This is a genomic window from Allobosea sp. NPDC055594, assembly GCF_053618995.1.
In genome coordinates this window covers 148,085-169,725 of record NZ_JBSHIO010000006.1, presented here as the reverse complement: position 1 = coordinate 169,725, position 21,641 = coordinate 148,085, and the positions used below count along the sequence as shown (strand labels likewise).

Sequence of the window (21,641 nt, the reverse complement as noted above, 5' to 3'; positions counted from 1 at the left end):
CAGCCGGAAATCGGCGGCTCAGGCAAGGGCCGCCCGGCGCAAGCCCGGGAGCGGGCCGGAGCGTAGGGCGAGGGCGCCGTCGCCGATCAGCACATGGGCGAAGGCCGTCAGGGCGAGAAAGGCCGGATACTCCCAGCCGCCGTTCGGCGCGGTGAAGAGCCAGCCATTGGGGGCGTGGACGGCGAGCGCGCCGAGCAGGACCGGCAGCAGCGCCAGCGAGACATAGCGGCCGTAGAAGCCGGTGAGGATGGCGAGGCCACCGACGAGTTCGGCGAGGATGATCGGCCAGGCCAGGAAACCAGGCAGGCCGAGCTGGCCGAGGAAGCCGGCGAAGCCCGGCACGGTGAAGATCGCGAGCTTGAGATAGGCGTGGGCGATGAACATCAGGCCGAGCGCGACGCGCAGGCCAAGGGCGCCATAGGGGGCGAGACGGGTGTCGATCATGATGGTGCTCCGAAGGTCGAGAGGGAAGGCCGGTCGATCTGCGGAGGAAGATGCATGCTGCTGTCGTGCAATTCAAATTGGAATGTTACGATGATTCAATTGCGAAATCGCAATATTATCGGGCTAGCCAGGAGCCTCGTGATCACCATCTTGGCGTCAATGAGGGCGGCGCTCTGCAGCCCGGAAGGACCGCCACAATGCAGATCAACGGCATTCACCATGTCACCGCCATTGCCGGCCCGGCGCGCCGCAATCTCGATTTCTACAGCCGTGTCCTCGGCCTGCGCCTGGTCAAGAAGACCGTCAATTTCGACGATCCGACGACATGGCATCTTTATTTCGGCGACGCCGATGGCGCGCCCGGCACGATCCTGACCTTCTTCCCCTGGGAGCATGTCGCGCCCGGTCGGCTCGGCGTCGGCGAGACGCAGGAGACCGCGTTCAGCATCCCCGCGACCGCACTCGACTACTGGACGCAGCGACTTGCCGCCCATGGCGTCGTGCATGAGGCGCCGGAGCGCCGGTTCGGGGAAGCCGTGCTCGCCTTCCGCGATCCGGACGGCATGCGCCTTGCCCTCGTCGCGGTTCCCGGCAGCGACAGCGAGCCGGCCTGGGACAATGGTGAGGTGCCTGTCCCATCCGCGATCCGCGGCTTGCACGGCGTCACCCTGCTGCTGGCCGAGACCGGGCCGACGGCAGCGATCCTCTCGGAGGTCTTCGGCTTTGCCGAGGGCGGGCGCGAGAACGGCATCGTCCGGATGCAGGCCGCCGGCACCGTCCATGGCGGAATCGTCGACCTGCGCGAGGGCCGCGGCTCTCTGCCTGCCCGCCTCGGCGGCGGCTCGGTCCACCATGTCGCGTTCCGCGCGCATGACGATGCCGAGCAGGCGCGGATGGTGAAGGCCTTGTCCGACAGGTTCGGCCTGCGCACCACCGGGCAGAGGGACCGGAACTATTTCCGTTCCGTCTACTTCCGCGAACCCGGCGGCGTATTGTTTGAAATCGCGACCGATGCGCCGGGCTTTGCCGCCGATGAGCCTGCGGAGCGTCTTGGCCATGAGCTCAAGCTGCCGCCGCAATACGAGAAGCGCCGCGGCGAGATCGAGGCCCTGCTGCCGGCCCTCGCCTGAACCAGACCCGCACGCCGCCTCTGATGAGGCGTCGATCCTACCGTTCCAGCATCGAAGGAAACCCTGTCATGGGCGAACCCACTGGCTTCATCCATCGCTTCGAGCCGGCGACCGCGCCGGGCCTGTCGCCGCTTTTGCTGCTCCACGGCACCGGCGGCGACGAGAACGATCTCTTGCCGCTCGGCCGCGCCGTCCTGCCGGGAGCGGCATTGCTCTCGCCGCGCGGCCGGGTGCTCGAGGGCAGCATGCCGCGCTTCTTCCGCCGGCTTTCGGAGGGGGTTTTCGACGAGGCCGATCTGACACGGCGCACGCATGAACTGGCGGATTTCATCGCCGAGGCGCGGACGCGATACGGTTTGCCGGCGCCGATGGCGCTCGGTTTCTCCAATGGCGCCAACATTGCGGCAGCGCTGCTGCTGCTCCGCCCCGAGGCGCTCGCCGGCGCGGTCCTGCTGCGGGCGATGGCGCCGTTCGCCAAGGCGCCGGAGGCCAGGCTTTCAGGCAAGCCCGTGCTGCTGCTCTCGGGCCGGCTCGACCCGATCATCCCGGCGGACAATGCCGCCGGTCTTGCTGCGACATTGGAAAGGGCTGGGGCCGACGTCGAGCATCATGTCCTGCCAGCGGGGCACGGCCTCTCGCAGGCGGATATCGGTCTCGTCGAGAATTGGCTGCAGGGTCGCAGGGTGCAGGCAGCCTGATAGGGCTGCGTCGTCGGGTTGTCAGGGGATGCCGCCGGGCCTGACTTGCCCGGCGGGGGCTCGGTCACGCGTGCTTCGAGAGATAGCACATCAGTCCGAGCCCGCCGAGAATGACCGAGATCATATAGGGGCCGAACAGGCAGGCGACGAACACCGCCGCGATGAAGCCGAGCATGAGGCCGTTGCGCCAATCCAGGATCATGATGACAACCTCCTCTGATAGGGCATCATCATAAAGATAGAGTTGACCCGCTGAACCGCATTTGAACAAAACAAGTTAACGAAATCCTGCATTTGCGGGCATTTCCTTAACTGGTGGCGGCAGGCTCAGCAGTTGCCGTGCCTCCGCCGCGGTCGCTGGGCGACGGCCGTATTCCGGGCAGAGCGCGACGATTCTCTCCACCAGGGTTGCATTGGAGGGGGCAAGGGTCTCGCGATCGAGCCGGACATTGTCCTCCAGGCCCGTCCGGCAATGGCCGCCGAGCTCGAGCGACCAGCGATTGAGCGTGATCTGGTCGCGGCCGATGCCGGCACCGGTCCAGGTCGCATCCGGCGCCAGGCGCTTCAGGGTCGCGATGTAGAACTCGAACACGGCTCGGTCGACCGGCATGGCGTTCCTCACGCCCATCACGAACTGCACATGGAGCGGCCCCGCAATCGCCCCGGCGGCGCGCATCTCAGCCGCCTTGAAGATCATCGACAGATCGAAGGCTTCGATCTCCGGCTTGACGCCATAGGCCTTCATCTCGGCGGCGAGCCAGTCGACCAGTTCGGGGCTGTTCTCGTAGACCCGCGTCGGGAAATTGCAGGAGCCGGTGGAGAGTGAAGCCATGTCGGGACGAAGCGGGATCATGCCGCCGCGCTCGCGCCCGGCACCGGAACGGCCACCGGTCGAGAACTGCACGATCATGCCGCGGCAATGCCGGCGCAGCCCTTCGAGCAGCCGGCCGAAGCGCTCGGGATCGGAGGTTGGCAGGCCTGCTTCATTGCGGACATGGCAATGGGCGAGGCTCGCACCGGCCTCGAAGGCGGCCTGGGTCGACTCGATCTGCTCGGCGATGCTGATCGGCACCGCCGGGTTGTCGCGTTTCGTCGGCAGCGAGCCGGTGATCGCGACTGTGACGATGCAGGGCAGGGTCATCGCTGGTGGCCTTTCGCGAGGCCCTCAGTGAAATTGATTCCCGTCCTGCTGGCAAAGGCGGGCCGGCCGCGCCGTCCCAGCGAGGCGCCTGCTTGCGGCTGGCCCGCCTCGGGTCCACCTTGCTGCCATGGTCACCTTGTCCATCGCCTTGGCGATGCTGGCCACGGTCGCGACGGCGCTCTGGCTGGCCTTCGACGGCAATGCCGTAATGGCGCTGCCATTGGCGATCGTCTTCGCCGGCCTGCTCAGGACGCTGGTGCGCCGCAGCCGGCGCCTGGGCATCACGCCGGCCGAGATCGCCAAACGCCCGCCAAGGCGCGAGCCCGACTGATCGACGGCAAGCGGCGGGCAGGTTGCGTTTGTAGCCTCGGGCTTGGCCGCCCGCGCATCGCTATGGGGTCAACCTGCATCCGCCAGGACTCGCGGCCATCTAGCGGCTGTAGCCCGACCCCGAATTCGGGTTGTTGAAGCCCGGCCCGTAGCCACTGCCCCAGCCGCGCTCATAGCCCGGCTGGCGGTAATGGCGCGGGGCGCGTTCGTAGCCATAGCGGCCGCGTTCGTAACCATAGCCTCGACGAGGTCCGTAGCCTTGGTGGCGTCCCTGCGCGCGCTGCTGCAACTCCAGATTCCGCTGGATCTCCCACATCCGGTGCTCGCGGTTGTGGCGGGCATAGGCTGCAGGAAGCTGGTTGAGTTCCTCGATTCGGACCGGGGCTGACCGGTCGGGCGTGGCAAGCGCTCCGCCGGAAAGAGCGGGGGCGGCCACGGCGAGCCCGGCAACGAGGCCCACGATCAGAAGGCGTCGGTTCATCGGATGTCTAACCCTTCACTTGAGGCGGCTGGTGGCCCCGTCGGTTTGCCAACCTTCTGTGAGGATGATTGTTCCAGGGCGCTGAATGGCGCCTGAATGCGCCGCGCGCCGAAAGGCCTGCCGAACGACCGTGCCGGCGGTGCTTGCCAGGAGGCGGTGATTCAGGCGCAAACGCGTCTCGGCAGGGCACGCGCCGGCGGCGGCGTGCGCCCGGTGTTCAGCCGTCATTCGAGGAGTTGAGTTCCTCCGGCGTCAGCCCCTCGCTGCCGCCGATGCCGGCAGCCTCGCGCAGCACCGCATTGATCCGGTCCTGCCAGCCTGGCCCCGTGCTCTGAAAATGCTCGAGCACCGCGCGTTCGATCCGCAGCGTCACCATTTCGCGCGCGCCTGGCAGGGCTGCCGGCTTTGGCGTCGGCGCCTTGGGCGGCGCCGGCTTGAACAGCGCCTCGGCGAGTTTGCGCGGGTCGCTCGGCCGGCGGGTTCTGTCTTGGCTCATGGTCCGTGCCTCTGGTGCGGGTGCAGCGGCCGAGCTCCTCCGGAGTCGGCCGGCCGTGTCGAATCTGGTCGATCTGAGCAGCTGGATGCGACCCCAGCAATCTGGGTCTGAAGCTCCGCAAGGCGCTCGAAACGAAACCTCCTGCCACGCTTCAGGGGGCGCGCAGTCAGAGAGTTCTAGAAAAATCTAGTACGCTCAATGGTTTGCGTCAATCGCCGTGTCGGCGGCGGAAGTCGCGGCACGGCACTATACACTTCGGCGGTTCGGTGAAGCCGTCGCCAAAGGGAGGCGGCGAACCTGCCGGGTCGCCGAGCTTGCGCCAGAAGCGCGTTCCGGGGGGCGAAGGCGAAGCTGCGGAGGCCGGAGGACCCGAACCGGGCCGACCTCGGAATTATGTGCCGGGGGGGGGGGCTCAGCGATTCATTCCCTCGTCGATCGGCACGGTATCGTAATGCGTCCAGCCATAATACTCGTCATGCTCCTGCTCGGGCTTTGCGGTCTTGACGTAGGCGAACGGGGTCAGAAGGCCGTCTTCCGTGTATTTCCTGCGGGAGAACGCCTCTCGGAGCGAGAGCGCTTCATGCTGCACCTCTACGGGATAGCTGCGCGTGAAATCATAGGCTTCGATCCCATCCAGCAGGCTGGGATCATTGACGATTTCCATGGTCGAAGCGATCTCGCCGCTGCGATTCATCACGAATGTCCCGACCGAAAGCGCATCGGCGTCGAGAAAGTGCCACTTGCCGCCATAGCGCACCTCGGCTGCGACATGCCCGAACAGCTGGACGACCCGTGTGCGATACCCTCCCGCCGACAGGATGTCGGTCAGCAAGCGGTTGGTCTGCCCGCATTGTCCGAGCCGTGTTTCCAGGAGCCAGGTCGGATCGAAGACCAGGACGCCGGCGGTATCGAGCGGCGGCCAGCGTGGATGAAACATGTGGCGCTGAAGGAATGTCGTGACGCGAATGATCTTGTCCCGGTCAGAACCCTCTCCGGCAACTCTAGCGAAGAGCGCCTTTAGGGCAGGCCGGCGCGTTGGAGATGTGGACAGCTCGGAGTCCGGTACGATCTGAGGAAGGTATAATTCAACGCCGCTGGGATTATCTTCACGCAGATCTATAGTTTCTGCATATGACTTTGGGGCATTTAAAGTCAGGAAGGCAAGGATTAGTACCGTAACGGCAGCGTATTTTGATGTTGGATTAGACATTATCCGCGATTATCGTGCGATTTATATTATGGATATGGCTCCCGTGAGAGTGGGGGGCTGCATTTTGTCTCCTTGTCACGGCAGTCTTTTCGCTGTGAGCATGTCGTGATTCGGCAGGCTGGGCACGGGTCGAGGGCTCGGCAGCGGGCGAGGCGGCAGGAGCGGCAGGGGTGGGAAGGGCTGGCGGCCGGGCAGCGTGCCCGGATTGCAGGACGAAGGCGTCGTGGGACGGGAGTTCCGTCAGGGGAGCCGCGCCACAGACCGTTCGACTCGCTATGTCCCAGCGGTTTGGCGGGCCCTGGCGGCAGGAATACCTGATCGATCCCACAAACGACAACGGCGCCTGACGGCGCCGCTTTCGAACCAGCCGGAAATTTCGGCCGGTAATATGGTCGGAGCGAGAGGATTCGAACCTCCGACCCCTTGTCCCCCAGACAAGTGCGCTAACCGGGCTGCGCTACGCTCCGACGCGTCGGCTTATAGAGGCGCTGCCGCCGCGATGCAACGCACCAGATGGGCATGGCAGGCAAATCTTCGTTGGGACGAAGCGCCGCGCCGGCGCGGCATGGTGGGTTTCTCCGCCAAGCGACGGCGGATGCGGACGCGTCGCCTTCTCTGCCACCGATCTGCTCAAGGGGAAGGACGAGATGTCGAGGCGAGCCGGCAAGGTCTCGGAAAGAATGGCTTGATACAGGGGATGCTGGAAGACGCTGCCCTACGAGGCACGGGACAGCGCGGTCCAGGAGCGATATTCGACATGGACTCCAGTACTGCTTTTATCGCGGCCTCCCTGATGATGCTGGCCAATGGCACGGTGCTGGGGTTCATGCATGGCGATCTGCCGGTTACCCTGCGGCCGGCCGCGCGGAACTGGCAGTCGGGTACCTTGCTCGTTGCCTGCGGCTGCTCGTTGTTCGCCGTCCAGCCGCTCCTGCCGCTGACCTTGACCGTGACGCTCTCGAACGCCCTGATCCTGCTGGGGCTGACCGCCTATTATCGGGCGCTTTGCGCCTTCTACGAGCGCGCACCGCGCGCCCTGCTGTGGCTTCCGGCGGCTCTGGGGACGCTCGGGGTCTTCTGGTTTTCCGCCTTTCAGCCGGATACCGAGAGCCGGATCGTGATCATTTCCGCAGCCTGGCTGGTTCTGATGGGAAAGAGCGCCCTGATTCTCTGGCAGGGCGCCGGTCGAGACGACGCCTTGAGTCGGCGCATGCTTCTCGGGATTTTCGTGGGCGTCTTTTTGTTCACGACCCTGCGGCTGGTCCATTATGTCACGCTGAGAATCGGTCCTGATTTCAGCATCGCCGACAATGCGAGCTGGATGAACCTCGCCACGCCGATGCTGGCGGCGACCTTGCCGGTGATCGGGACCACCGCCTTCCTGCTGATGTGCTCGGACCGTATCCGCCGGCAATGGGAGCGCGCTGCGTCGACCGACTACCTGACCGGGCTTCCGAATCGGCGCACCCTTTCGGAGGCCGGCGCGCAGCGTTTCAAGACAGCGCGTGCCCGCCGGGAGGAATTCGCGATCGCGGTGATCGATATCGATCGCTTCAAGGCGGTCAACGATCAGCACGGACACGAGGTCGGCGATATCGCGCTCCGGCATGTCGGCCGACGGCTCAAGGCGGCGCTGCGCGATGGCGATCTGGTCGCCAGGACCGGGGGCGAGGAGTTCGTGGTCCTGCTCGAGGGCGCTGGCTCGGTCGAAGCCGAAGCCGCCGCCGAACGTCTTCGCGCTGCCGTGCGGCTCGATCCCTTCGCCGTCGGGGCGCTCAGCGTGCCCGTCACCGTCTCCGTCGGCGTGGCGGTCTGCCGGACGCAGGATGCGGATTTCAATGCGCTCTTGCGCCGCGCGGACGAGGCTCTGTACGCGGCGAAGGCCTCTGGCCGCAATCAGGTCAAGCTCGCAGCCTGAGGCGCGCGGAGAGGGCTGGACGACACCGCGTCTCCACAGGGAGCTGCCGCTCCTTAACCATGGATCTTTACCTTTTCTTAAGCATCCGGTTGCGCCCGCGCCGATGTCCTCGCATGTTCGGTCCTTGAAACCGAACATGCGAGGACATCGTCATGTCGATGGCACTGGCTGATCGCGGACTGCATCCGGCGCGTGCCGCGGCCGGGGCCGGCGGGGGCTCGCTCGAGAGCTTCTTCACAGGGCTTGCTCCCGACTGGCATTCGCGCTGGGCCTGGGACCACTATGAAGCGACGATCCTGGCGCTGGCGCACCAGTTCGGCCTGACGCGACTCTGCGAGATCGGTGGGGGGCGTGATCCGCTGTTCTCGCCGCAGGAAGCCCAGCGCTATGGCCTCGATCTGGTGGTCAACGACATCGATGCCGGCGAGCTCGCCCTGGCGCCGAAAGGCCTGCGAACCGCCCGCTTCGACATCGCCGGCGATCTTTCGGAGCCGGACATCGCACGCGGCGGCTATGACATGATGGTCTCGCGCATGGTCTTCGAGCATGTCGACGACGTCGAGCGCGCCTGGCGCAACATCCACGCCCTGCTGGCGCCCGGCGGCATTGGCCTCGCCTTCGTGCCGACGCTCTGGGCGCCGGTCTTCGCGCTCAACCATGTCTTGCCCGAGAAGGCCTCGCGCGCCATCGTGCACGCGCTTTTCCCGGCCAGGCGCGATGGCGGCGGCGACCCGAAATTCCCGGCCTTCTACGATTGGTGCCGCGGCAGCCGTTCCAGATTGGCGCCGATGCTGAACCGCGCCGGCTTCAGCGATATCCATGTCCAGCCCTTCTGGGGCCATGGCTATTTCGAGCGGATGCCGGGGCTGCGCCAGGTCGACGACCTCTTCAACCGGCTCGCGGCCAGGACCGGCTGGGAGTTCGTGACGACCTATGCCTATGTGGTCGTCCGCAAGGAGCGCTGAGGTCAGGATACCGGATCGAGAAGCGGAATCCGGCTTTCGGAGCAATCTGATGCTCCGACGAAAAGATGGTTCGCCATCTCGCATCCGATCGGACGCTCGGCGATCGCGGCCGTAGACTCATAAACTCGTAGCCATAGGCGCATTGAGGCCAACCGAACCATGGCGAGGAAGTTCCCGGCCAGCTTGTCGTAGCGGGTTGCGACCCTGCGGAAGCGCTTCAGCTTGGAGAAGAAGCGCCGATCAGATAGCGCTCGCGATGCAGCCATGGGCTGAAGTACAGTTTCGACCGCCGGTTGGCCTTGGGCGGGATATTGGCGAACGCGCCTTTCCCGCGGAGAGATGCCCGGATGCGATCAGCATCGTACGCCTTGTCCGCGAGCACGATTGTTCCGACATCAACACGGTCCAGCAGATGGCCAGCGGCTTGGCCATCATGGCTTTGCCCGGCGGGTAGCCTCAGTCGGATCGGGAGGCCTTGCCCGTCAACGACCGCGTGGATTTTGGTCGTGAGTCCACCTCGGGAGCGACCGAGACAGTGATCTCGATCCCCCTTTTTGCTGTCGCGGCCTGTTTGGGAGCAGCGGCTCAATCACGCGCCACTTGAAGTCGGTCAAGTCATAACGGCTCATGCCGAGCCCGAATCAGAATTGGCGGCGAAATGTAGGTCTATTCAGCAACTCGCTCTACTCGCTTGGTCAAGGCATTGTATCCGGAGACTATGATTATGATCCGACCTTCCCGCCCCGACGAGGGCGCCCGCATCATTGAAATTTGGCGAGGCGCAGTTGACGCTACTCATCACTTTCTAACGCCTGAAGATCGCCTCGCCATTGATGAAATGGTGTGCGGGTTCCTTCCGCACGCTCCGCTCTGGGTAGCAGTTGATGAAAATGACTACCCGCTGGCCTTCATGCTGATCGACGACGGGCACATGGAGGCGCTATTCGTCGATCCCGCCCGGCGCGGAACCGGTATTGGTTCCGCCCTTGTGCAGCATGGCCTCACGCTTCATCCAAAAATGACAACCGATGTCAACGAGCAGAACGAACAAGCTGTTCGCTTTTATGAACGAATGGGATTTAGGCAGACGGGCCGTTCGCCGATCGACGGACAGGGCAGGCCATACCCACTCATCCACTTGGAATATTCGAGCTGATTGGCCGACCTCCGGGCATCAAACTCGGCAGCTTCATTGCGCTGAAATTAATGGGTTCAAGGCTTGTAGCATCGGACCGAAAAGTCGACTCCACTTTTCCGAAAACTCCGATGCGATAATACTGAGATAGATCACCGTGATCGCGTCCGTATGGACGTGCGACAATCTAGTCGCCGCGTGGCGGCATCGCCGGGCTGAGCACCGCCAGGCCCCAGACCAGGCCGAGCATCAGGTAAAAATGGCGCCAGTGATCGGTGTCGATCTGCAGGCCCTGCAGGATCGTGACGAACAGCACCGACCAGAGCACGATCGCATGGCCCTGCCAGGGCGAGCGACGCAGGGCGACACGCCAGCCGGCGAGGCAGGTCACGGCCATCAGCGCCAGGAACGACACGCCGCCGAGCCAGCCATAGGAGGCGAAGGCGTTGATGTAGACATTGTGCGGGTCTTCCGGGAAATACCAGCGGAAGCGCAGCGGGCCGAAGCCGTTGGGCAGATCGAGCAATAGCGGGATCGAGCGCAGCTGGTTGCCGAAGCGGCCGGTGACGCCCTGGTCGTAGTCCTGGTCGAGGCTGGCGCGGATCTCGAAGACGCTGCGGATGTTCTCGAAGGACAACGCGATCAGCATCGCGACGATGATGAGCACCAGCGAGACCAGGGTCAGGAAGACGATGCGCGTGCGTTGCGTGCTGCTCGGCGAGGTCAGGAAGGCCAGCGCCGTCATCATCATCGTCGCGGCGACGAGGTTGGCCCAGGCGCCGCGCGAAAAGCTGAGGAAGAGCGCGAGCAGCGGCACGCTCATCAGCAGGAAGCCCTTGATCAGGCCGATCCGCCCGGTGAGTACGGCGTGCAGCGTGTAGACGATCGGCAGCACCAGGAAGGGACCGAGCACGTTCGGGTCCTTGAAGGTGCCCGAGGCGCGGCCGTAGAGCGCGAGCACGCTGCCGAGTCCGGCGATGTCGAAATAGCCGAGCAGACCGGCAAAGCCCGCGCACCAGGCCGAGAAGAGATAGCCCTTGCGCAGCGTGTCGAGGCGCCCGAGCGGGTCGTCGGCCATGATTGCGGCGAAGAAGATCGCCGTCAGCATCAGATAGACCGAAACGGCGGTGAAGCGGACGGAGGGAGCCTCGTCCATCCAAGGCAGCAGCGAGAAGACGCCGCCGAGATTGTAGAGCAGCAGCAGCAACGCCAGCGGCAGCAGCTTCTGCGAGAAGCGGATGCCGGTCAGCGCGAAGACGAACAGCGTGATCAGGAAGACGAATTCGTAGGGCGAGGGCTCGATCAGGGCAAAGCCACTCGAGGCGGTCAGCAGCCAGAGCGTGCTGCGCTTGATCGCGGCATAGGAAATCTGCAGCCCGCCTCGGCCGCGGCCTCCGGCCTCGCCGCTTTCCGCCAGCGCGCTCAATAGGCGTTCTCGTTCTTGGTCAGCAGCGAGAGCGGCGTCTTGATCAGGATGTAGAGATCGAGCAGCACCGACCAGTTCTCGATATAGTACAGGTCGTGCTCGACGCGGCGCTGGATCTTGTCCTCGGTGTCGGTCTCGCCGCGCCAGCCATTGATCTGCGCCCAGCCGGTGATCCCCGGCTTGACCTTGTGGCGGGCGAAATAGCCGTCGACCACCTGCTCATAGGCGCGGTTCGAGGCGGTGGCATGGATGGCGTGCGGGCGCGGGCCGACCAGCGAGAGGTTGCCCTTGAACACGACGTTGAAGAGCTGGGGCAGCTCGTCGATCGAGGTCTTGCGGATGAAGCGGCCGACACGGGTGACGCGCGGGTCATCCTTGGTGACCTGCTTGGCGGCGGCGAAATCGCTCATCTCGTGATAGAGCGAGCGGAATTTCAGCACTTCGATCAGCTCGTTGTTGAAGCCGTAGCGCTTTTGGCGGAACAGGATCGGGCCCTTGGAGTCGAGCTTGACCGCGATCGCCGTCGCCAGCATCAGCGGCGAGAGCAGGATCAGGGCGAGCATGCCGACGACCTTGTCGAACAGCCATTTGACGACGATGTCCCAGTCGGCGATCGGCCGGTCGAAGACGTCGAGCACCGGGACGGCGCCGATATAGGAGTAGGAGCGTGGCCGGAAGCGCAGCTTCGACATATGGGCCGAGAGCCGGATGTCGATCGGCAGGACCCAGAGCTTGCGCAGCATGGTCAACAGCCGCGCCTCCGCCGAGATCGGCAGGGTGAAGATCACGAGATCGAGCTTGGTGCGGCGGGCGAATTCGACGAGGTCGTCGATGGTGCCGAGCTTGGGATAGCCGGCGACGAGATCGGGCGAGCGATCGTCATTGCGGTCGTCGAAGACGCCGCAGACTCGCAGGCCTGTATCGCGCTGGGCTTCGAGCGCCTTGATCAGTTCCTCGCCGGCCGGGCCGCCTCCGACGATTGCGGTACGCCGCTCCAGCCGGCCGAGACGGGTCAGGCGCAGCACGGTCAGCGAGGCCGCCAGCCGCTCGGCCAGCAGCAGCGCCAGGCCGCCGGCATAGAAGCCGGCCAGCCAGACGCGCGAGACCTGGTCGCCGATCTTGAGGAAGAAGAACACAGCCAGCGCCAGCAGGAACAACATGGTCCAGCCGGCGATCACCCGCACCGCCATGCTGACGAAATTGCGCAGCGCGCCGACATGATAGAGATGCAGCGCCTGGAAGACGGCGAGAGTGCCGATGGCCATCAGCGGGATGCTGAGCTGGTAGGGCAGGGCGCTGTCGACGCGGCCGGCGGCATAGAGCCAGAAGATCAGGCCCCCGGTGCCGGCGACGACGAGCAGGTCGGCGAGCCGGACGAGCCCCTCGATCAGCACCGGCGACAGCGTGCGTTTGACCGGCATGGCGGCGATCCGCTCGGCCAGCGGGTGGAAGGCGCGGGTCGAGCCGGAAGCGGGCGAGCCGTCCTGCGCAGGGCCGGCCGAATCCGCCTTGATCAGGTCGCGAACGTCGAAAGCGCCCATCTCGTCCATCCTCTCCGCCTGCTCGCGCCAAAGGCTCGGGCATCGGCATTCGACTAGCGCAAATTGCTCTCGGAAGGTTTAACCCGCCGCTGCGAAAGCTGAAGCGATTTGAGTGGAGGCGGGAGCGTTTTCGGCACCTGCGAGGCCTGCCGCCACGAGGTTCGGCACACGCTCCGGCGCAGTGGGATTTTCGCTTGGGCCTTCAGGGTGATAGCCCGTGTTTCGATGGTATCCGAACAGCTGTGAAAACACGTATGAGATCGCTGGAAGTCGCGCCAGCGTTGACAGAAAGCACAATTTCAGGCATTCAGAGTTGCGATGAGCGACTGAGAAGCACATATTTCCTGGCTTCCGCCCCCGGTCTAACGGGAAATGGGCGTGATGCTGTGCTGACCTTCGGTGAGAACCGAAGAGTTCCTTATGCTCTCTTGTTTCGTCTTTAAAACGCCAACGATGCGCACCCCGTCGACGTCGCACCCGCGTCGCCGGCGCCCTGGGCCCGCGCCAATTGTGTGACCTGTGTCTTTTCACTGGATTGTTCTGCTCGCGGCGGTCGCCGTCGAGATTTTCGCTACGTCGGCGCTGAAGGTCTTCGTTTCAGCGCCACTCTTCCTGGCCTTTCTGCCGCTTGTGCTGATCGGCCTTTCCTTCGCCCTCCTCAGCCTGGCGCTGCGCGTCATCCCGATGGCGGTCGCCTATGCGGTCTGGGAAGGCCTCGGCATCGTCGGCATCGCCGTGATCGGCCATGTCATGTTCGCCGAGCATCTGACGCCGGGGCGCCTTGCGGCGCTCGCCATGATCGTCGGCGGCATCGTGCTGCTCGAGCGCGGGGTCGGCCATGAAGGTGCCGGCCATGAAGAGGAGGAAAAGAGGAGGCTCGCATGAGTGCCCTCTTTTCGCCGCAGGGGCTGGCCGTGCTCTGGCTCCTGCTCGCAGTCGTGCTCGAGGTTCTTGGCACGGCCCTGCTCAAGCTCTCGGATGGGCTGAAGCGCCGCCTGATCGGCGGTCTTGGCGTCATCCTGGTCATCGGCGCCTTCGGGGCGCTGGCCCAGGCGATACGCGGTATGGATCTCTCTGTCGCCTACGCCGCCTGGGGCGGCGTAGGTCTGGTGGTGACGGCCGTGGTCGGTGCGCTCGCCTTCGGCCAGGCTATCCGCCCGGCCGGCTGGCTCGGCATCGCGCTGGTGGTCGCTGGGGTGGCGGCGCTCAAGCTGGCCTGATCGCGCCCCTCACTGCAGGAACGGGTTCGTCCAGCCGCCCCGCTGGGCGGGGGCCTTGGGAGGGAAGCTTGCCTCGAGATAGTCGAGCACCTTCTTGCGGTCCTCGTCCGCCAGGGGCTGCATATTATGCTTGCTGACCATCCAGGCGAGCGTCTCGTTCCATTTGTCGCGGGTCATGCCCTGGGCCGCGACCAGCTTGAAATTATGGCAGGCGACGCAGGCGTAGAACGCTTCCTCGCGATGCGGCGCGTCCGGGAACATTTCGGGCGTCTCCTCGGCGGGAGCGGGCGCCTGCGCCAGCGCCAGCGAGGCGCCGAGCAGCATGACCGCGCCGAGCGTGAGCCCGGCGCGGCGCAAATACGCATTCATCAGGCTCATCCGACCAGCACCGCGACCCGGTGCATCGGGTTCGCGCCGTAGCCCTGCGGGTTCCAGCCACCGGCGATGTGCGGTTGGGCGCGGCCCTTGCCGTCGGTCGCCCTGACCCAGAGCTCGTAATAGCCGTCGGAGGGCAGCTCGACCTCGGTCGTCCAGCGGCGCCAGTCGAAGCGGTTGCGCGGCTCGGCAGCCTTGGCCTGCTGCCAGGTCGCGCCGAAATCGATTGAGACATCGACGCGGGAGACGCCGTCATGCCCGTCCCAGGCGGCGCCGCGCAAAGCGAGCTTGCGGGTACCGGCCGGAAGGCGCGTGCCGTTGGCCGGGTTGGTGATGATGCCGCGCACCGGCATCGAGGTCATGGTGCGCATGTTGGATTCGTCGGTCTTGCCGCCGGGGATCATCGGCTTGATCGCGACCGAATAGGAGGTTCCGCCCATACCCTGGCCGTCATGGACCTTGTCGCGGATCGCGATCCGCTTCAGCCATTTATGCGAGACCGAGGCCGGGAAGCCGGGAACGATGACCCGCAGCGGCCCGCCATGGATGTTGCTGAGCGGCTGGCCGTTCATCGCCCAAACCAGCAGCGCATGCTGCTCCAGCGCCGCCTCGATCGGCACGCCGCGCGAGAGCACGTCCTTGCTCGGATCGCCCGAAAGGTGCTGGTCGGCGCCATAATTGCCGGTGTGGACCGCGCTCGACTTCAGCCCGGCACTCTTCAAGACCTCGGCGAGCGAGGCACCGGTCCATTCGGCGCAGCCGGCGCCGCCATTGGTCCACTGGTTGCCGCGGGCGGTCGGCTGGAAGAAGGAGCGGCCATTGCCGCCGCATTCCAGCACCATGCGGTAGGTCTTGGCGGCGAATTTCTGCTTGAGCTCACCGAGCTTCATCTTGAGCGGGGTGTTGACCTCGCCGTCGATGCTGAACTCCCAGGCATCGCCTTCGGTGAAACCTTCCGGCGTCTGGCCGTTGTTGCGGATGTAGAACTTCTCGGTCGGCGTGGTGTCGTCGTCGAGCAGGTGCTCGGGCGTTTCGGCGACGAGCGGACGGTCGCCGAGCACGACGAGGCCCTTGGCCTTGCCCGGGAAGTCGAGGAGCTGCGGGCCCTTTGGTGCTGCGGACGGCGGTGCGCCGGCCGGAGCCGCGGTGCCCTGCGCCATCGCGGCCGGGATCAGGCCGGCCGGCATATTGGCCGAGAACGGGATCGCGCCGCCGACGGCCGCGCCCATGGCCGCCAGGCCGGCACCGCCCAGGAAGCCGCGGCGCGAGGCGTCGGTACGCCGGCCGAAGGCCTGCGCATCGGCCCGCTCGGGATCGTCGCGATAAAGTTCGGCCAGGGAGCGTTCAGCCTTCGCCATCAGTTTCCTCCTTCAGGCGCATCACCAAAAGGCGCCACTGGAGGATGAGACGTTCGAGCGGCTGGAATCATTCCATGCTGCGCCGTCTTTTTGTGAAGCAGCCTCAGGCGAGGCAGGACGGCGCTGCGCTCCAGTCCTGGCGCAGCGCGGTGCGCAGCGGCTCGATTCCGGGACCGGGACGCACCGTCAGGTCCCTCAGGAAGCCGGCCATGATGGCGAAGCGCGCCGCCGGCATGCCCGTCGCGATCAGGAGATAGCTCTTGCCGTCGGCGTTCCAGCGGGCGAGCGCATGCGGCGTCTCGCTGCCGCCGGGCGGGCGCTCGGGCTGAAGCTGCGTCGTGACGTGCAGGCTCAGGCGGCAGCCGCGCGCGCCGGTGAAGCCGGCATGCTCCTCACCTGCGGCGACCGCGCTGCGCCAGGCCGGCCTTAGGCCGAGCCGTGCCAGCTCGCTCGCGATCGGGTCGGAGAAAACCTGCATCACGCCCTCGACCGGGACGATGTCGGCGTGGCGCTCATGGGCGGCGAGCGACGCGGCCAGGAAGCGGTCCTCCTGCGGGTTGCCGGTCGGTCGGAGGGCGAAGAGGGCCGCGCTGGCGACGAGCGCCAGAGCCACTGCGGCGGCGAGGTTGCGCTGGCGTCGCTGCGGCGGCGCCTTGGCTCGGGGGAAGGGCGGCGCATCGTCCGTCGGCAGCGCCCGCAATTGCTCCTTCAGCCCGATGATGCCGCGCAGGGCCTGCGCCGCCGGAGGCGAGGCGCCGAGCAGGGCCGCGACCTCGCGCTGATCGGCGACCGCCAGTTCGCCATCGGCGAAGGCGTTGAGCCGCTCCCAATCGGCCGGGCCGGGCATCTCAGCGCGCCGCGACATGGCGCTGGGGCAGCATACGGATATTGGTCTCGCCGATGATGGCGAGCATGGTGGCCCGGGCACGAGCCAGCCGACTCATCACCGTGCCGGTCGGCACGCCGATGATCGCCGCCGCTTCCGCGTAGCTGAAGCCATCGAGATCCACCAAGACTACCACCTCTTTCATCGCGAGCGGCAATTGCTCCAGCGCCTGCCGCACCGTGATGGCGTTGAGCGCGCGTTCGGCGACACGCCAGTCGATCGGTTCAGGCGCTTCGCTGCCTGCTTCGCGCGCTTGCCGCCGGCTCTGGTCGACCAGCAGGTTGCGCAGGATGCAGTAGAGCCAGCGCCGATAGGCGACGTCGTCTGCGGGCTCGCTCTTCGCGCTGAGGACACGCAGCGCCGCCTCCTGGGCGGCGTCGCCGGCCCGTTCGCGATCCCGCGTCAGAGCGCAGGCATAGCGGAAGAGCCGAGCCCATTCGCGTTCGAGCCGCGCATTGCGCGCCGACTTGCGTCCGTCGCGCCACATGATCGCGCCATCCGAACCAGTTCTCGTGCGGCGGAAAGCAGGCCATCGCCAGCGCGCCGCAGTGAGGGAGAAGTCAGCCTATATCGCAGGACTGGCGAAAGTCGAACCGCTTTTCGACGCCTGCGCGGAAAGGCCGCCGACGCTCAGCCGAAGCGCCTGGCGAGGGTGCTGCGATAGGCGTCGAGCACACCGTCGATCATGGTGTCGAGGCAGAAATTCGCGCGTACATAGTTCGCGAGATCGGTGGCTTCGGCGCGGCGTGCCGCCTCCGGCATGGCCAGCGTCCTGCTGATCGTGTCGGCGAGGATCGTCGGATCATTGGGCGGGATCAGCCGCGGCGCATGCCGCGGGCCGTAGATTTCCTTGATGCCGCCGACATCGGTCGCGATCAGCGGCTGTGCCGCGGCCGCCGCCTCGAGAATCACATAGGGCAGCGATTCGGCGCGTGAGGGAATCGCCATGACCCTGGCCTTGGCCAGTGCGGCGCGGATCGGTCCCGGCGGCTCGAAGACGCATTGCTCGGCGACGCCGTTATCGACCGTCATCTGCTTGAGCAGGGCTTCGTCCGGCCCGGAGCCGACGATCAGGACGCGTGGGCTCAGCCCGCCGCTTGTCTTCAGGAGCGCCAGCGACTGGATCAGCGTGTCGACGCCCTTGGCCGAGCGCAGCTCTCCGAGATAAACGAGATCGAATGTCGCCGAAGCGTGATCGATCGGAGCAAATTCGGCCTCCGAGATACCGTTGAGGACGATGCGATGGTCGGTGCGCGGCAGGTGGCCGGTACAGGCCTGGAAACGCCCGGCGATGAAGGCGCTCTCGAACAGGAACATGTCGGTCGCCGGTTCGAGCAGGCGCTCGACGCCCATATAGATGCGGTGTTCCGTGCTGCCCGGCTTGTAGTTGAAGCTGCCGCCATGCGGCGTATAGGCCGTCATATAGCGGCGGCCGGGCGAAAGCAGTGCCGGCAGCCGCGCATAGACGCCGCCCTTCGAGCCGTGCGCATGCACGACCTGCGGTGCGGCTCGCCGCCGACTCCCGATCGCCGAAATCTGCGCCCTGGCATCGGTCAGGCTCGGATAGCGCGACATCGGCACGCGCGTCACGCCGAGCGAGAGCCTGGGCCCGAGTTCGGCGAAGACCTCGTCGGCACGGGCTCCTCCGGTCGTCGAATCGCAGAAGATGCCGACCTCGTGGCCGCGTTCGGCCTGGCCGCGCGCGAGGTCGAGCACATGTCGGAACAGACCGCCGAGCGGGGCGCGGAAGACATGCAGGATCTTCAGGGGGGCGGCGTCGGTCGCGGCAGGCATGACGATGGGCTCCGCGCCGGGACTAGAACCAGCGTTCCTTGATCACGATGGTATCGCCGGGGCGCACCGCATAGGTGATCGGCACCGTGCCGGTGACGAGCTGCCCGTCCATCATCCGGGTGACTTCCGCGAAGTTGCGCTGGCCGCGCGGCGTGAAGCCGCCGGCAATGGCGACGGCGGTCTGCACCGTCATGCCGTTCACGAAGGGGAACTGGCCGGAATTCGTGACTTCGCCGAGCACGAAGAAGGGACGATAGGCGTCGACCTCGACCGAGACCCTGGGCTCGCGCAGATAGCCGGCGCGCAGACGCGCCTCGATCGCCCGCTCGAGCTGGGCGGTGGTGCGGCCATTGACGTCGATCGCGCCGATCAGCGGCATCGAGATGCGGCCGCTGCCGTCGACGGCATAGACATTGGAGAGATTGTCCTGACCGAAGACGATGATGCGCAGCCGGTCGCCGCTGGCGAGCTGATAGGGGCCGGCATTCTCGATCGCGAATTCCGTCGCCACGATGCGAGGTGCGCAACTTGCCGCCGCAAGCGCGACCACCAGCGCAAGACAGACGGGGCGTCTACTCATCATCGCGTGCTGAACCCATCCAAAATCCGGGCTCAGGGTTAGGCTGACATGCTTAAGGGCAGGTTAAAATTTGCACCGGATTAACCATGGCGGGCTTGCGAGGGGCGAGCGGCGCTGGCTTCTGCTGAGCGCGCGCCTGTGCGCGAGGCGAGGCGTGCCTCCCGGTCGGCGCGCTGCGTCGCTTCAGGAAAGGTGGCGCTGCCGAGTTCGTCCGTTCCGCGCGGCGTTTACCGACCACTAACCTTAATCGGTTCTCATTGACGCTGCGTCCTGTTCTCGGACGCGAGAGTTTTGCGTGAATGGAAGCCTCATGACCACTCGCGATGACATTGCTCCGGCAGGCGGTGAAGGCCGCTCCGGCGACATGCTCGACCTGGCCGCCCTCTGGGCCGCGATCAAGGCGAGGAAAGCGTGGATCATCGGCCCGACGCTGGCAGCGCTCGGGCTCTCCTTCATCGCCGTCAACATCATCCCCCCGCGCTATACCGGCGAGGCCCGGATCCTGCTGGAGAACGGGGACAGCTTCTACACGCGCCCCGGGCCGACTGCGGACAATTACGGCGCCCAGTTCGACAGCGAGGGCGTTCAGAGCCAGGTCCAGGTCGTCATGTCGCGGGATCTCGCACGCGAGGCGATCAAGCGCATCGGCCTTGTCGGCAATTCCGAATTCGATTCGGGCGCCGGCGCCCTGGGGGCGCTGAAGAAGGTCGGGGTGCTGCTCGGCCTCGGGGCCCACCCGGCCGATCGCTCGCCCGAAGAGCGCGTGCTCGAGAAGTATTACGACCGGCTTCTGGTCTACCCGGTCGGCCGTTCGCGCATCGTCGCGATCGAGTTCACCTCGCAGGACCCGGAGCTTGCCGCCAAGGCGGCCAACATCATCGCCAGCACCTATCTGGAGATGCAGGGCGCAGCCAAGCAGGATACCGCCCGCAGCGCCTCGTCCTGGCTCTCGACCACGATCGAGCCGCTGCGCAAGAAGCTGGCGGAATCGGAGGCCAAGGTCGAGGAGTTCCGCTCGCGCAACGGCCTGCTCGTCGGCACCAACAACACCACCATCACCGCCCAGCAACTCGCCGATCTTTCGACGCAGCTCTCCAGTGCGCGCACCCAGCAGGCCGAGGCGCAGGCCAAGGCCTCGATCGTCCGCGATGCGATGAAAAGCGGCCGGACCTTCGAGATTCCCGACGTCGCCAATAATGAACTGGTGCGCCGGCTGATCGAGCAGCGCGTCAACCTGCGCGCCCAGATCGCGCTTGAATCACGCAATCTCCTCTCCGAGCATCCACGCATCAAGGAGCTGAATGCCCAGCTCGCCGATCTCGAGGGGCAGTTGCGCGCCGCGGCGGAGCGCACGGTGCGGACGCTCGAGAACGAGGCCAAGATCGCCGGCCAGCGCGTCGAGAGCTTCACCGCCGCTTTGGAAGGCCAGAAGAAGACGGTGTCCGGCGCCAATGACAGCGAGGTCCAGCTGCGGGCGCTGGAGCGCGAGGCGCGCACCCAGCGCGAACAGCTCGAACAATACATGCTGAAATATCGCGAGGCTCTGGCCCGCGACGCCGACAACGCGACTCCGGCCGATGCCCGGATCATCTCGCGCGCCGTCGAGCCGACGCAGCCCTCCTTCCCGAAGAAGATTCCGACCATGATCGTCGCGACGCTCGCGACCTTCCTGATCGCGCTGGCGACGATCATCTCGCGCGAGCTGCTCAACGGATCGGGCCCGGGCTCGAGCGGCAGTCGCCAGCCGCCGCGCAAGCCGCCGGGCTGGGTCGGCGCCGCCGCCGCCCGCGAGCCGCAGGCCGATCCTGGTGACGACAAGACCGTGGACCCGCGCCAGGCGCGCGTCGCCGGCCTGCTCACCCATGGCGGTCGCGTCGGCCAGCTCCAGCTCGATCTGTCGGATCCCGACCGAAGCCTCGCCGACCTCGCCGAGCGTGTCGATGACGGGCGCCCCGGCTATGCGCCGCTCGTGGTCGTGCTCGACGGAGCGGCTCCCGGCGACGTCTCTGCCCGGGCGCTGGCGAGCCTGCTGTCCGAGCGCTGCCGCTGTGTGCTGGTCGATCTCGGCAGCGATGCGGCACGCAACCAGGCCGGTTTCTCGGAGTTGCTCGCCGGCGAGGCGCTGTTCTCCGACATCATCACCCGCCAGCCGAATTCGCGGCTGCACGAGATCGGACCCGGCTATGCCGGCCGCGCCGCAGTGCTGGCGGCGCCGGATATCGTCGAGGTCGCGCTCGCCGCGCTCTGCGAGACCTATGACTGGGTGCTGGTCGCCGCCGCTTCGAGCGACGAGGCGGCCGTGCTCGCCCCCCTCGTCGCCCAGGCCCAGGCCGCTCTGGTCATGGCCGGCCATGTCGGTAATGGCCACGCGGTCGAGGCCGCCTATCGCCTCTCCGATCTGACCAAGGCGCCGATCGCCCTGGTGATGGTCGAAGGCGAAGGTCGCTTCGGGGAGAAGAGCCCCGAGGTCAAGCCGGCCATGGCCTGACCAGGCCGCTGCGTACGTAGCAACA

General features: G+C 66.1%; 23 protein-coding genes, 1 tRNA gene and 1 pseudogene. 9 read left to right on the top strand and 16 right to left on the bottom strand.

The genetic code is table 11. The annotated features are described in order from the left end of the window. Positions 1-18: 18 nt before the first annotated feature. Complete coding sequence (locus ACWGRX_RS14360) at positions 19-444, bottom strand: DoxX family protein (RefSeq protein WP_452118087.1); 426 nt, start codon at positions 442-444, stop codon at positions 19-21. Positions 445-641: 197 nt separating this feature from the next. Between ACWGRX_RS14360 and ACWGRX_RS14355 the strand changes: the two genes are divergently transcribed. Both ACWGRX_RS14355 and ACWGRX_RS14350 read left to right on the top strand, forming a co-directional pair. Beyond that, positions 642-1,574 (top strand): ring-cleaving dioxygenase, encoded by a 933-nt coding sequence (locus ACWGRX_RS14355; RefSeq protein WP_452118086.1) that lies wholly within the window; start codon positions 642-644, stop codon positions 1,572-1,574. Positions 1,575-1,642: 68 nt separating this feature from the next. Beyond that, on the top strand, positions 1,643-2,272 hold the full coding sequence (locus ACWGRX_RS14350) for an alpha/beta hydrolase (protein ID WP_452118085.1): 630 nt from the start codon (positions 1,643-1,645) through the stop codon (positions 2,270-2,272). Positions 2,273-2,336: 64 nt separating this feature from the next. Here ACWGRX_RS14350 and ACWGRX_RS14345 read toward each other — a convergent pair whose 3' ends face one another. Both ACWGRX_RS14345 and ACWGRX_RS14340 read right to left on the bottom strand, forming a co-directional pair. Next, positions 2,337-2,474 (bottom strand): hypothetical protein, encoded by a 138-nt coding sequence (locus ACWGRX_RS14345; RefSeq protein WP_452118084.1) that lies wholly within the window; start codon positions 2,472-2,474, stop codon positions 2,337-2,339. A gap of 75 nt (positions 2,475-2,549) precedes the next feature. Then, on the bottom strand, positions 2,550-3,413 hold the full coding sequence (locus ACWGRX_RS14340) for a 3-oxoadipate:acetyl-CoA acetyltransferase (RefSeq protein WP_452118083.1): 864 nt from the start codon (positions 3,411-3,413) through the stop codon (positions 2,550-2,552). A 127-nt stretch (positions 3,414-3,540) separates the two neighbouring features. On the opposite strand from ACWGRX_RS14340, the gene ACWGRX_RS14335 reads away from it, so the two are divergent. Further along, a complete protein-coding gene (locus tag ACWGRX_RS14335; protein WP_452118082.1) occupies positions 3,541-3,744 on the top strand; it encodes a hypothetical protein in 204 nt (67 codons plus the stop codon). Positions 3,745-3,843: 99 nt separating this feature from the next. On the opposite strand, the gene ACWGRX_RS14330 is transcribed toward ACWGRX_RS14335, so the two are convergent. The 4 genes from ACWGRX_RS14330 to ACWGRX_RS14315 form a co-directional block, all read right to left on the bottom strand. Further along, the gene (locus ACWGRX_RS14330; RefSeq protein WP_452118081.1) at positions 3,844-4,224 is read right to left on the bottom strand and encodes a hypothetical protein; all 381 of its coding nucleotides are present in this window, start codon (positions 4,222-4,224) and stop codon (positions 3,844-3,846) included. Between the two features lie 217 nt (positions 4,225-4,441). Continuing rightward, on the bottom strand, positions 4,442-4,720 hold the full coding sequence (locus tag ACWGRX_RS14325) for a BrnA antitoxin family protein (protein ID WP_452118080.1): 279 nt from the start codon (positions 4,718-4,720) through the stop codon (positions 4,442-4,444). Positions 4,721-5,132: 412 nt separating this feature from the next. Beyond that, a complete protein-coding gene (locus ACWGRX_RS14320; RefSeq protein WP_452118079.1) occupies positions 5,133-5,657 on the bottom strand; it encodes a hypothetical protein in 525 nt (174 codons plus the stop codon). A 662-nt stretch (positions 5,658-6,319) separates the two neighbouring features. After that, positions 6,320-6,397, bottom strand: a tRNA-Pro gene (locus ACWGRX_RS14315). A 32-nt stretch (positions 6,398-6,429) separates the two neighbouring features. Here ACWGRX_RS14315 and ACWGRX_RS14310 point away from each other — a divergent pair. Both ACWGRX_RS14310 and ACWGRX_RS14305 read left to right on the top strand, forming a co-directional pair. Next, a complete protein-coding gene (locus ACWGRX_RS14310; protein ID WP_452118078.1) occupies positions 6,430-7,848 on the top strand; it encodes a GGDEF domain-containing protein in 1,419 nt (472 codons plus the stop codon). Positions 7,849-8,000: 152 nt separating this feature from the next. After that, positions 8,001-8,813 carry a class I SAM-dependent methyltransferase gene (locus ACWGRX_RS14305; protein ID WP_452118077.1) on the top strand — a complete coding sequence of 271 codons (813 nt, stop codon included), beginning with the start codon at positions 8,001-8,003 and terminating at the stop codon, positions 8,811-8,813. Positions 8,814-8,920: 107 nt separating this feature from the next. On the opposite strand, the pseudogene ACWGRX_RS14300 reads toward ACWGRX_RS14305, so the two are convergent. After that, positions 8,921-9,372 (bottom strand): annotated as a pseudogene (locus tag ACWGRX_RS14300) (IS5 family transposase); the annotation flags it as partial. Positions 9,373-9,531: 159 nt separating this feature from the next. Between ACWGRX_RS14300 and ACWGRX_RS14295 the strand changes: the two are divergent. Continuing rightward, on the top strand, positions 9,532-9,969 hold the full coding sequence (locus ACWGRX_RS14295; RefSeq protein WP_452118076.1) for an acetyltransferase: 438 nt from the start codon (positions 9,532-9,534) through the stop codon (positions 9,967-9,969). Between the two features lie 166 nt (positions 9,970-10,135). On the opposite strand, the gene ACWGRX_RS14290 is transcribed toward ACWGRX_RS14295, so the two are convergent. Further along, on the bottom strand, positions 10,136-11,374 hold the full coding sequence (locus tag ACWGRX_RS14290) for an O-antigen ligase family protein (RefSeq protein ID WP_452118075.1): 1,239 nt from the start codon (positions 11,372-11,374) through the stop codon (positions 10,136-10,138). After that, a complete protein-coding gene (locus ACWGRX_RS14285) occupies positions 11,371-12,915 on the bottom strand; it encodes an undecaprenyl-phosphate glucose phosphotransferase (protein ID WP_452118074.1) in 1,545 nt (514 codons plus the stop codon). Before ACWGRX_RS14285 ends, ACWGRX_RS14290 begins: the two co-directional genes overlap by 4 nt. 519 nt (positions 12,916-13,434) lie before the next feature. Here ACWGRX_RS14285 and ACWGRX_RS14280 point away from each other — a divergent pair. Both ACWGRX_RS14280 and ACWGRX_RS14275 read left to right on the top strand, forming a co-directional pair. Beyond that, positions 13,435-13,800: a DMT family transporter gene (locus ACWGRX_RS14280; protein WP_452118073.1), complete on the top strand. Its 366-nt coding sequence runs from the start codon at positions 13,435-13,437 to the stop codon at positions 13,798-13,800. Next, positions 13,797-14,135 (top strand): SMR family transporter, encoded by a 339-nt coding sequence (locus ACWGRX_RS14275; RefSeq protein WP_452118072.1) that lies wholly within the window; start codon positions 13,797-13,799, stop codon positions 14,133-14,135. Before ACWGRX_RS14280 ends, ACWGRX_RS14275 begins: the two co-directional genes overlap by 4 nt. A 9-nt stretch (positions 14,136-14,144) precedes the next feature. Here ACWGRX_RS14275 and ACWGRX_RS14270 read toward each other — a convergent pair whose 3' ends face one another. From ACWGRX_RS14270 to ACWGRX_RS14245, 6 genes are all read right to left on the bottom strand, one after another. Continuing rightward, positions 14,145-14,504, bottom strand: coding sequence for a hypothetical protein (locus ACWGRX_RS14270; protein WP_291649892.1), 360 nt, complete (start codon positions 14,502-14,504; stop codon positions 14,145-14,147). A gap of 5 nt (positions 14,505-14,509) precedes the next feature. Beyond that, the gene (locus tag ACWGRX_RS14265) at positions 14,510-15,868 is read right to left on the bottom strand and encodes a sulfite oxidase (protein ID WP_452118071.1); all 1,359 of its coding nucleotides are present in this window, start codon (positions 15,866-15,868) and stop codon (positions 14,510-14,512) included. Positions 15,869-15,971: 103 nt separating this feature from the next. Beyond that, positions 15,972-16,733 carry an anti-sigma factor gene (locus tag ACWGRX_RS14260; RefSeq protein ID WP_452118070.1) on the bottom strand — a complete coding sequence of 254 codons (762 nt, stop codon included), beginning with the start codon at positions 16,731-16,733 and terminating at the stop codon, positions 15,972-15,974. Continuing rightward, complete coding sequence (locus ACWGRX_RS14255; protein ID WP_452118069.1) at positions 16,717-17,241, bottom strand: RNA polymerase sigma factor; 525 nt, start codon at positions 17,239-17,241, stop codon at positions 16,717-16,719. Before ACWGRX_RS14255 ends, ACWGRX_RS14260 begins: the two co-directional genes overlap by 17 nt. 143 nt (positions 17,242-17,384) lie before the next feature. Continuing rightward, complete coding sequence (locus tag ACWGRX_RS14250; RefSeq protein ID WP_452118068.1) at positions 17,385-18,548, bottom strand: glycosyltransferase family 4 protein; 1,164 nt, start codon at positions 18,546-18,548, stop codon at positions 17,385-17,387. Between the two features lie 22 nt (positions 18,549-18,570). Further along, positions 18,571-19,128 (bottom strand): polysaccharide biosynthesis/export family protein, encoded by a 558-nt coding sequence (locus ACWGRX_RS14245; RefSeq protein WP_291649882.1) that lies wholly within the window; start codon positions 19,126-19,128, stop codon positions 18,571-18,573. 310 nt (positions 19,129-19,438) lie between these two features. Between ACWGRX_RS14245 and ACWGRX_RS14240 the strand changes: the two genes are divergently transcribed. After that, positions 19,439-21,616, top strand: coding sequence for a GumC family protein (locus ACWGRX_RS14240; protein ID WP_452118067.1), 2,178 nt, complete (start codon positions 19,439-19,441; stop codon positions 21,614-21,616). The last annotated feature ends 25 nt before the right edge of the window (positions 21,617-21,641 follow it).

Coding starts and splice junctions, on each gene's coding strand:
- ACWGRX_RS14325 (WP_452118080.1), bottom strand. CDS start 4,720: ATGAGCCAAGACAGAACCCGCCGGCCGAGCGACCCGCGCAAACTCGCC.
- ACWGRX_RS14285 (WP_452118074.1), bottom strand. CDS start 12,915: ATGGGCGCTTTCGACGTTCGCGACCTGATCAAGGCGGATTCGGCCGGC.
- ACWGRX_RS14305 (WP_452118077.1), top strand. CDS start 8,001: ATGTCGATGGCACTGGCTGATCGCGGACTGCATCCGGCGCGTGCCGCG.
- ACWGRX_RS14240 (WP_452118067.1), top strand. CDS start 19,439: ATGACCACTCGCGATGACATTGCTCCGGCAGGCGGTGAAGGCCGCTCC.
- ACWGRX_RS14330 (WP_452118081.1), bottom strand. CDS start 4,224: ATGAACCGACGCCTTCTGATCGTGGGCCTCGTTGCCGGGCTCGCCGTG.
- ACWGRX_RS14355 (WP_452118086.1), top strand. CDS start 642: ATGCAGATCAACGGCATTCACCATGTCACCGCCATTGCCGGCCCGGCG.
- ACWGRX_RS14360 (WP_452118087.1), bottom strand. CDS start 444: ATGATCGACACCCGTCTCGCCCCCTATGGCGCCCTTGGCCTGCGCGTC.
- ACWGRX_RS14335 (WP_452118082.1), top strand. CDS start 3,541: ATGGTCACCTTGTCCATCGCCTTGGCGATGCTGGCCACGGTCGCGACG.
- ACWGRX_RS14350 (WP_452118085.1), top strand. CDS start 1,643: ATGGGCGAACCCACTGGCTTCATCCATCGCTTCGAGCCGGCGACCGCG.
- ACWGRX_RS14275 (WP_452118072.1), top strand. CDS start 13,797: ATGAGTGCCCTCTTTTCGCCGCAGGGGCTGGCCGTGCTCTGGCTCCTG.
- ACWGRX_RS14250 (WP_452118068.1), bottom strand. CDS start 18,548: ATGCCTGCCGCGACCGACGCCGCCCCCCTGAAGATCCTGCATGTCTTC.
- ACWGRX_RS14310 (WP_452118078.1), top strand. CDS start 6,430: ATGCAACGCACCAGATGGGCATGGCAGGCAAATCTTCGTTGGGACGAA.
- ACWGRX_RS14340 (WP_452118083.1), bottom strand. CDS start 3,413: ATGACCCTGCCCTGCATCGTCACAGTCGCGATCACCGGCTCGCTGCCG.
- ACWGRX_RS14245 (WP_291649882.1), bottom strand. CDS start 19,128: ATGAGTAGACGCCCCGTCTGTCTTGCGCTGGTGGTCGCGCTTGCGGCG.
- ACWGRX_RS14260 (WP_452118070.1), bottom strand. CDS start 16,733: ATGTCGCGGCGCGCTGAGATGCCCGGCCCGGCCGATTGGGAGCGGCTC.
- ACWGRX_RS14265 (WP_452118071.1), bottom strand. CDS start 15,868: ATGGCGAAGGCTGAACGCTCCCTGGCCGAACTTTATCGCGACGATCCC.
- ACWGRX_RS14270 (WP_291649892.1), bottom strand. CDS start 14,504: ATGAATGCGTATTTGCGCCGCGCCGGGCTCACGCTCGGCGCGGTCATG.
- ACWGRX_RS14320 (WP_452118079.1), bottom strand. CDS start 5,657: ATGTTTCATCCACGCTGGCCGCCGCTCGATACCGCCGGCGTCCTGGTC.
- ACWGRX_RS14255 (WP_452118069.1), bottom strand. CDS start 17,241: ATGTGGCGCGACGGACGCAAGTCGGCGCGCAATGCGCGGCTCGAACGC.
- ACWGRX_RS14295 (WP_452118076.1), top strand. CDS start 9,532: ATGATTATGATCCGACCTTCCCGCCCCGACGAGGGCGCCCGCATCATT.
- ACWGRX_RS14345 (WP_452118084.1), bottom strand. CDS start 2,474: ATGATCCTGGATTGGCGCAACGGCCTCATGCTCGGCTTCATCGCGGCG.